This window comes from Marinobacter sp. SBS5 (assembly GCF_048285575.1).
Lineage (GTDB): Bacteria > Pseudomonadota > Gammaproteobacteria > Pseudomonadales > Oleiphilaceae > Marinobacter.
The window spans coordinates 1-8,572 of the sequence record NZ_JBLWAZ010000012.1; the positions used below are offsets into that span (position 1 = coordinate 1).

Here is an 8,572-nt window from a genome sequence, read left to right on the forward strand (position 1 = left end):
AGCCAGCGCCGATGGTAGTGTGGCACTTGCCCATGTGAGAGTAGGTCATCGTCAGACTCTTAATACCAAAAACCCCAGCTTCGTAAGAGGCTGGGGTTTTTTCATTTCTGCTGCTGAAATCATGAACAGTCGCACACCTTCCTTTTTCCCAATCTATTAACATGCACTTACAGTTGGTCACAAAACAATAAGAACCAACATCAGAGACGCTCTTTAGCCAAGCGCTACCACCACCAATAAAATGACCTTTGGTAAGTTCGGCTATGAGTAAACAACTAAGTGCATCATTGCTGGCGTTCACTATGGCTCTATCTGTTTCTGCATTAGCGGATCTAGAGCCCGTCAGCGACAGCCAATTATCTGAAGTTACTGGCCAGGCATTTGTGTCGGTCGATCGTAACTACCATCTAGATGACTCTACAGCCTATACGAGGGTTAACCTCGGTATGGATATGGAGATCCAGACTAATATCGAAACACTCGAACTCGGGCGGTACAATCGTGCCGGAGAGAAATCCGGAACCTCCGACGTTCTTATCGATAATTTTTCCTTAGGTTATATCCAGAGTGATCAATTCTTTCAGGATCACCCTAAGGTCCCCGAAATGTATAAGGCCGATGGCAGTGCTTACGCCGATGGGGAGATAGTTCCCTTTTTTATTGATAACCCCTTCATTGAATTCGCTTTTGATAACGCCACTCAGGAAGTCATTGGTGTTCGCTTAGGGTTTGGCGAATCGATGGGCATCCTATCCGGTGACATACAAACGCTAACCGGTAATATCAACGTAATGATCAAGGATGTGGGCGGAGCGATGGCCGATGCTGTCCAGGAAAGTCCAACGCTATCCGATAGGTTGATCAAGTTCGCGTCTGAAACACTCGAAAAAAATAACGACATTCAAACTAAAGCAAGGCTTGTAGATGGTGATCCCAACTCTGGCACCTACGGTGAATTGGACCCCATACGTGCGGAGCATATTGGTGTACCGAATGGTGAAAAATTTGTGCTGGAAGGTGCCAGTGGGTTCGCGCGATGGGCTATGAAGACGTTGCTCGCGCCGGGAGCGAGCTCCCAAGTGCTGGTGCCCGGCTGTAATAACTTGTTTGATTGTCCAGGTGGCACTATTGAAGTGGTAGCTCAGGATTGCATGGTGCTGTCTATCAAATCTTGCTTCGATTTGGCCCAATATCGCTCTTTTGCCGTTGGCGAACTGGGTGAAACGAACGGTGAGCGAAGTATTGTGGCGCCAGTAAGCGGGGCTTTTTTGTCGTTTCAAACCAAAACCGTTGAATGGGTAAAGGACGTAAAGCAGGGCAATATGTCCAATGCAGAGTTTGTCCAGGCAACCAGCGGAGCCTTTTTGAACATTCCCAACGGCGCGACAGAAGTTAATCTAGGCGAGGCTCTGACTGGCGTGCCCCGGTATAGGGCGGAATATATCGATCGCGGAAAAGGGCTATTCTGATGTTCGCTAATCGGGTTATGAAAAAGATACTGCCTGGTTTGGGGGCGTTGGTCCTTTTATCTGCGCAAACGCAGGCATCCGCAGAGCTGCAGACCTTGGATGATGGCGAGATGTCGGAGGTTGATGGTGCGGGAATTGGCTTGGTACTTGATAACTTTACCTTCTCGCACGGTACCGACCAGCCTGATGTTAACGGTGACCAAGCAAGAATTTTCCGAATCACCGGCATCAAAAGTAGTAACGGTGAAGATGTAGATATCACTGTTAATCATCTATACATCGCTGGCGCTGGGAGTAATTACGGAGAGACCCTCTCTCCAGTCAATCTTGGGCGCCTCTTACATCCGTGGCGAATCGACATCGTTGACGGTGACAACATCAATGTTCCGAATAAATCCGTTTTAGAGATAGCCGCTCCTGCCAAAGTTGCTTCAACCGAAGGTTATGACTGCCTCGGCGGATCTGTTACGGCGGGTTCCGGCACCTGTTCGAGCCGGCCGGCAACAGATGATTGGCGAGGGGAGCGTGCGGATATAGGCATGCAGATGAACGTGGCTGTTGGAGTGGACCGCTCTTCGAACCTCAATCTACATGCTAGCAGTGCCGTGATTGACGGCAGTTTCATTCGCCTGTGGGGTGACGAGGCGCGAAAACAAATGGCTGGCCAATTCCGTTTGAATCTCTATTCACCGGAATTGTCCATTAACGCCTGCTCCCAAGATGGAACCGCTTGTGGGTCAAGGATCACGATGGCTGATTTTGCGTTGGAGTTGGCCATGGGGAACAGCCTGCAGCCCGTGTTTTTTGACGTTGATGGCAGTGGTAACTTTTTGCTCGAGGTTGACACTATCGATGCGCCAGCGCCAGGCAAGATTGCAGCCAATGGCCAGCTTGCCGATAGCGATGCTGCAACCTGGGATCATTACAACGACTATTATTCGAATGCCGAATATAGGAGCAATTTACACATCGGGAACTTCAGTGTCGGGGGCCGGAATTTCGGCTCAGCCCGAATGGATGGCATGCTCATCCAGCACCTGAAGATTCAGACAAAGGATCTGGCGCAATGAACTATTCTCCAGTGGCCCGGTGCGGCGCGTATTTTTGGTTTGTTTGTCTATTGCTCATGCCGTTTTATGCCAACGCTGAACTGGACCCTCTTGCTGATGACGCCTTATCCGATGTGTCGGGGAAAGGCGGTATTTATTTGTCGGGGGATGTGAGTGTAAACGAGGTGGGCGGGCCAGTTCAGAACAGTTATTTCGGGCGCTGTGATGAGCAGGACAAAAAGTGCGGAGCACGATTCGCGTATCGCTTGAAAGAAGACGGCGGGTGGCTGGTTTTGGACGAGCTCCGAGGGAAATTCTCTTTTGAAGGTCTGACCTTGCGGGTCCGAAGCATCGATTCGGGCTTTGGCGGTGATGGCGAGCAGTTTAATCGTGATGTTATAGAGGTGGGGCTCCCGGATACCGTCAGGTTTAAAGATGTTCAGTTCAAGCTGGCCGCAAGTAGCACTGCGCGCCCGATCGACCCTGGCTTTCATCAAACTGATATTTTTGGCATCGAAATGCAGGGTGATGTGATCATGCAGGGGAACCTATTGGTGTTTCCTGACGGAAACCCATAAGGGAGGCGATTATGCATAAGTCGATAACAAAAATTCTGTCTAGCCAGCAGCCTGTGTTCACCACTGTTTGTATGTTGGTTATCACGGGTCTAGCGCAAGCAGATATGCAGTCGCTCGATGACCGTGCTTTGGCTGAAGTGCAGGGACAGAGTGGCATCACTCTGGAGATGGATCTCAGTATGTCCGCCGATCGCCTGTCTTATTACGACGATGGTAAAGGTGTTCACATAGAAGGTATAAAAATTGGTTCGTCGGAGGTTGAAGGTAAGGGCGCCTTTCACCGAACTAGAATTGATATCGCATCTGATGCTTCGTTGAATTTGGAGTATTTGGTAGAAGATCGGCGTATCGAATTTTCGGATATCCGGCTGGGTGGAGCGCCTGGCGTGAGTTTGGGTGCCGTGTTCCTGCAGCATTCACTTGATGGTTTTTTTAACCTTCGTAAAGGTGGCGTTGCGGGAAATGGTTACACTTTCGATACCGCATATACCATGACCGGCGGGCGCCTTGGATACCAAACCAACGGCAATTCTGTGTTCCTTGACGACATAACGATGGGCTTCGAGGCGCTGGGAGTCACGCTCGATGTCATCGGGAACACCTTGCAATTGGCAGCCCCCGAAGTGAAAGGGCAGTGGAGTGCGGGGGCGATACGATTTAGTGATAATCCGGCCGATCATGGGGTGGGTTCCGCGGGGCTTGGCCCGCAAGGCCCGAGTTATGGGGCGTTGGCTGCAACCTACAATGTTTCCTCTACAACAGGTATAACCGCGGGAGGGCGAGAAGGGCAAGGCCTAACTATCGACAACGAAACCATCATCAACAGCGCGTCATTTATCTATACCGATGATGGAAATGTGCTGGCGCTTAGAGATATCACCGGGGAATATAGAATTGCTGATCTAAGGCTGGATGTTGGTACTGACTGGAATAATCGATCAGCTTTGGCACTGACGCTTAGCCGGCTCAGTGTCGAGGTCAATATTGGCGCTATTGAGATGGGCGGTATTGGCAAGAGCATGGGTTCGGTAAACATGAACTTCATTTTGGAAGATTCTGTGTTCAACGGCGAAGCCTATAGTAACGCCCTATATATTCAGGGGGGCGGGCATTCGGATGCTGGTCCGCAAGGCTTAAGATTGGCGGCCGAATGGAGTTTAAGTTCCGCGAATTTAAGCTATATCGAGGATGGCAACCAGGTCATTGTGAGTGGTTTGCAGTCATGGGGGCGCGGCGACGTAACGGTTAACGTAACTCGTGACGAAACGCGAAACGGCACCCGGTTTTACGACGGCTTGCGAATCGGCTTTGAAGGCTTGAAGGCGGGGTATCGGATCAACGGCTTGCGCGTGGGTAGCGAGGACGCGCCTCTGCAAGGAGGTACAGAGCTGCTGTTAGCGTTGGGTGTTTATCCTGCCTATGAATTTGAAATGGACGGGCATGTAACGCTTGGGCCGGGTGGTTCCTCTGGAGATGGCCTGACGTTGAACTCGGATATATACATCCGTAATGGCAAGGCGGCGGTGGTTGCGTCACCTTTCGATGAAGGTGGCGGTGAGGTAAGCCAGAAAGGTATTTGGTTGACCGGTGTAAGCTACGAAGGGCATGTCCGAGATATGACCATTGACGTCGCCGAGGAAGGCCTTGTCATGCAGACCGGTGAGGCCTGGAGCACGATGGATGTGAGTGATGTTCGGGTAGGGTCCAGCGATGATGGCGCAAGCTTTGGGCGGTTTCGGCTACAGAGCTTCGAAAAAGGCAGTTCTATGACCCTTTCACCAGGCGGTGCCGGTGATGTGTGTGTTGGAGGTTCTGGCGCTTCAGCAGCGGCCTGCGTTGCGTCAGGAGGAACCTGGGAAGAACGTGGGCAAGAGGGGGTTAGCATCGGGATGAAGAAGGTCCTTGCTCGTGCTGAAGGGGCCGACAAAAGGAACTCGATTCTTTGGGAGACTAATCGCAATCAAGACAGCCAGGGCAATGGATTGAATGGCACCGGAACCGGTCTGCTGGTTGACGATATACATACCAGTGATGGCGGTGATTTTAATGGTGACGGTATCGATGATAATACCTTCGGTATACAGACGGACCTCTCCGTGGATGTGTACCAGACAAGGGTAACGAAAAAGGAAGATGGGCCAGATTCGCACGGCGTTATAGGGAATAAGGGCGATGAGAAAATTATGGACCCAAGTTCGCCTCAAGGTTATCGGTATGTATCGACTGCCGGCGCGGCCGATATAGCCAACAGGCCGCTAGGATTTGCAGTAAAAGCCGAGAGTCGGTTCAAAGAGCTTTCAATAAACAACGTCGACTTGATTCATCGTAATGGGGGTGCCCAAACTGCCATATACGGAGTTAAGCTCCAGAACTTCGATATCCGCGCAAATTTGACGGCCACACCGATTCCCTGAAGGTGTTAAAGTAGAAAAGAAGGGCAGCCATCGCGCTGCCCTTTTGTTTTTTTATGCGTCCTGTTGTTTAATCCCGTTCAGTCATTTCCTGTCTGGAACCAGTTCGATGAAGCCTAATACATTGTTAGATCTACTTAGCGACCATCGCGTTCACTCTGGTGAGTCGTTAGCAAAACAGCTAGGCGTTTCACGTACAGCGGTATGGAAGCAGATTCGAAAAGCAGCGGCCGAAGGCATAGAAATAAAGACGATAAGAGGGCAGGGGTATCAGTTGGTGACGGCGCTCGACTTGCTGGACCGAGAAAAGATTGTCGAGAAGTTGGCCAAAGTGAGCCAAGACAATGTCGATGTCACCGTGCTCAAGGAAGTGGACTCGACGAACGCCGAAGTTGCCCGAAGATTGTTGGCAGCCGCTCCCGGTATGCCGGTTGTCTTGGCTGACTCTCAGACAGAGGGGCGCGGCCGGCGCGGCCGAAACTGGTCCAGCCCCAAGGGGCAAAATCTGTATATGAGTATGGGCTTGACGCTTCGAGGCGGATTTGAGGGCTTGAGTGGCCTCAGCTTGGTGTTAGGCGTGGCGGTGGTCCGAGCGTTGAGCGCATTGGGTGTGCAGGGGGCAGGGCTGAAATGGCCGAATGACCTGTATGCGGGCGGAAAGAAATTTGGCGGTATTCTGGTCGAGATCCAGGGTGAGTTGCAGGAAGGGCAGGTTCAAGTGATTGCGGGCCTCGGAATCAATGTCCATATGACAGAGGCGGTCGCCGTTGATCAACCCTGGACAAGTCTTGCCAAGCACTGGCCTGACCATGAGTGGGTGCGGAATGACGTAGCCGCTACGGTTATTAATGCCGTGAGGGTGGCCATGGAGCAGTTTGAAATCGCCGGCTTTTCCGGATTTAGGGAAGAGTGGCAAGGGCATGACATTTTCCTAGACAAGCCACTGGCGGCGCGCGATGGGACACTGTCCGGAACCGGAGCCGGAGTGGATGATGGCGGTAATTATCAACTCGAAACGGACACAGGGCTTGTATCGGTCATGGCGGGCGACATCAGCTTACGGGTAAGCGTGTGATCTTACTTGTCGATTCAGGAAACACCCGTATTAAATGGCGTTTGGTGCGTGGATTAGAAAGCCTCGTTACTGGAGCGGCTGAGCTGAGTGCGCCTGAGCCTTTTTCGGGGCTGGAGACGTATTCTGCAGAGATCAGACGGGTCTGTGTTTCTACGGTAGGCTCAGAATCGAGCCGAGAAGCATTGGAAGCGGCGGTAGCAAAGATTACGACTGCGCCGGTCACCTTTTACTGGAGCGAGTCTCAACGAGAAGGGCTTCAGAATTCGTATCAGGATGTTTCCCGAATGGGGGCAGACCGTTGGCACGCAATGGTTGCCGCCTGGAAGCGTTTGCGGGCAGGTTGCGCCATCATTGACGCGGGCAGTGCTGTGACAGTGGATTATATCGATGGAGACGGACAGCATACTGGCGGATTTATCCTGCCGGGTTTACGAATGATGCGCCGTAGTCTCAAGTTAGAGGCTGCGAGAATCGGTTTCGATTTCGATGAGCAGCTTAATACCCGCCCTGGAAAAACAACGGGGGAGTGTGCGAATCATGGTTTGGCGTGGCTAACCGAGGGCGTTGTTCGTCAGGTGCATCGTGATGTTGCTGCGTACGGCATCCGGCATGTTTTGGTAACAGGGGGTGATGCGGAACGGTTTTTGGGGCTTGGCTTGCAGGCCGAACATTGTCCAGAGCTAGTACTTGATGGACTGCACGAGGTCGCTGCGAAGGATGATCCGCTATGAAGTGGTTGGCGTTTTGTTTGGCGCTTCTTAATCTTGGTTTGTGGTTTTTGCCGGACCGGTTAGCGCTGCCGACCGTGAGCCCTCAGGTGGCGGGTGCGTTGCCTCGGGTGGCAAGTCTTAAGTCCGTAGAGGGCGTGTCTGCCGAAGCTAACGGAGAGTCGATTTGTCTCACCGTTGGTTGGTTCAAATCACCCGCGGCAGCAAATGCCGTGGGGCTCGCATCTGAGTTGGATTATCGGGTGGAGCCGAAAGAGGAATCTTTACCGCCGTTGCACTGGGTTTTGGTGTCTCCTCAGCCTGAATCCGATGCAAAGGCTCAAGCGGATGTCTTGCGTGCGCAGGGGGGCGATGTATATGTTGTTGCCAAGGGGCAGTACCGAAACGCCATTTCGTTGGGCATGTTTGAGTCTGTTAAAGCCGCCGAGAGGCTAATAACAGAAAAAAAGTTGGAAAATTTGAACGTAACCCTAGCCAAGTTCACTCGTAATCGGATAGGATACGCGCTCGCTTTTGAAGTTGAATCAAGTCGGGAAACCGAAGTGCTTCAAGCGGTTGAAGCGGATTATGATGGCAATTTCGATTTCATCGAACGTAACGCTTGCGAAGGTGTTGCAACGTCAGAAAAAAATCCGTAGTATACCGCCCTCGCTGAACGAGCGAATGTGAGCTGGCGTAGCTCAGTTGGTAGAGCAGCTGACTTGTAATCAGCAGGTCGGGGGTTCGATTCCGTCCGCCAGCTCCACTTTTTTGTTTTGAGCAGATCCGCGAAGCGGGTTTGTATTGGAGGGGTTCCCGAGTGGCCAAAGGGATCAGACTGTAAATCTGACGCGAAAGCTTCGCTGGTTCGAATCCAGCCCCCTCCACCACTTATTGCTCGCGGGCATCGTATAGTGGCTATTACCTCAGCCTTCCAAGCTGATGACGCGGGTTCGATTCCCGCTGCCCGCTCCAATTTAGTTTTTCGCTCATGTAGCTCAGTCGGTAGAGCACATCCTTGGTAAGGATGAGGTCACCGGTTCAATTCCGGTCATGAGCTCCACTTTTAATTCCGGTCAACGTTACGGTCCTGGTTGATTAGGGGGATTGGTCGAATGTCTAAAGAAAAATTTGAACGTAGTAAGCCGCACGTAAACGTCGGCACCATCGGTCACGTTGACCATGGTAAGACCACTCTGACCGCTGCTCTGACTCGTGTATGTCACGAAGTTTGGGGTACGGGTTCTGCAAGTGCTTTCGACCAGATCGATAACGCACCGGAA

General features: G+C 51.9%; 8 protein-coding genes and 4 tRNA genes. All 12 read left to right on the forward strand.

The features are described 5' to 3' along the window. Positions 1-263 precede the first annotated feature (263 nt). A complete protein-coding gene (locus ACNQ6O_RS15655; RefSeq protein WP_418054114.1) occupies positions 264-1,469 on the forward strand; it encodes a DUF6160 family protein in 1,206 nt (401 codons plus the stop codon). 17 nt (positions 1,470-1,486) lie between these two features. Beyond that, positions 1,487-2,539, forward strand: a complete 1,053-nt coding sequence (locus tag ACNQ6O_RS15660; protein WP_418054115.1) for a hypothetical protein — start codon at positions 1,487-1,489, stop codon at positions 2,537-2,539. Further along, positions 2,536-3,096: a DUF6160 family protein gene (locus tag ACNQ6O_RS15665; protein WP_418054116.1), complete on the forward strand. Its 561-nt coding sequence runs from the start codon at positions 2,536-2,538 to the stop codon at positions 3,094-3,096. The genes ACNQ6O_RS15660 and ACNQ6O_RS15665 overlap by 4 nt, the downstream gene beginning before the upstream one ends. A gap of 11 nt (positions 3,097-3,107) precedes the next feature. Continuing rightward, positions 3,108-5,510, forward strand: a complete 2,403-nt coding sequence (locus ACNQ6O_RS15670) for a DUF6160 family protein (protein WP_418054117.1) — start codon at positions 3,108-3,110, stop codon at positions 5,508-5,510. Positions 5,511-5,616: 106 nt separating this feature from the next. Then, positions 5,617-6,582, forward strand: coding sequence for a biotin--[acetyl-CoA-carboxylase] ligase (locus ACNQ6O_RS15675; protein WP_418054118.1), 966 nt, complete (start codon positions 5,617-5,619; stop codon positions 6,580-6,582). Further along, positions 6,579-7,313, forward strand: coding sequence for a type III pantothenate kinase (locus tag ACNQ6O_RS15680; RefSeq protein WP_418054119.1), 735 nt, complete (start codon positions 6,579-6,581; stop codon positions 7,311-7,313). Before ACNQ6O_RS15675 ends, ACNQ6O_RS15680 begins: the two co-directional genes overlap by 4 nt. Next, positions 7,310-7,948, forward strand: coding sequence for a hypothetical protein (locus ACNQ6O_RS15685; RefSeq protein ID WP_418054120.1), 639 nt, complete (start codon positions 7,310-7,312; stop codon positions 7,946-7,948). The genes ACNQ6O_RS15680 and ACNQ6O_RS15685 overlap by 4 nt, the downstream gene beginning before the upstream one ends. A gap of 31 nt (positions 7,949-7,979) precedes the next feature. Beyond that, positions 7,980-8,055, forward strand: a tRNA-Thr gene (locus ACNQ6O_RS15690). 40 nt (positions 8,056-8,095) lie between these two features. Next, positions 8,096-8,179, forward strand: a tRNA-Tyr gene (locus tag ACNQ6O_RS15695). Between the two features lie 10 nt (positions 8,180-8,189). Then, a tRNA-Gly gene (locus ACNQ6O_RS15700) sits at positions 8,190-8,264 on the forward strand. 12 nt (positions 8,265-8,276) lie between these two features. After that, positions 8,277-8,352 (forward strand) — tRNA-Thr (locus ACNQ6O_RS15705). Positions 8,353-8,404: 52 nt separating this feature from the next. Then, positions 8,405-8,572, forward strand: a 168-nt coding sequence (locus tag ACNQ6O_RS15710) for a GTP-binding protein (protein ID WP_418053927.1), incomplete at its 3' end; no start/stop codon positions are given.

Excerpts from the sequence above, each read along its gene's own strand:
- ACNQ6O_RS15665 (WP_418054116.1), top strand. The coding sequence starts at position 2,536 with ATGAACTATTCTCCAGTGGCCCGGTGCGGCGCGTATTTTTGGTTTGTT.
- ACNQ6O_RS15670 (WP_418054117.1), top strand. The coding sequence starts at position 3,108 with ATGCATAAGTCGATAACAAAAATTCTGTCTAGCCAGCAGCCTGTGTTC.
- ACNQ6O_RS15660 (WP_418054115.1), top strand. The coding sequence starts at position 1,487 with ATGAAAAAGATACTGCCTGGTTTGGGGGCGTTGGTCCTTTTATCTGCG.
- ACNQ6O_RS15655 (WP_418054114.1), top strand. The coding sequence starts at position 264 with ATGAGTAAACAACTAAGTGCATCATTGCTGGCGTTCACTATGGCTCTA.
- ACNQ6O_RS15685 (WP_418054120.1), top strand. The coding sequence starts at position 7,310 with ATGAAGTGGTTGGCGTTTTGTTTGGCGCTTCTTAATCTTGGTTTGTGG.
- ACNQ6O_RS15675 (WP_418054118.1), top strand. The coding sequence starts at position 5,617 with ATGAAGCCTAATACATTGTTAGATCTACTTAGCGACCATCGCGTTCAC.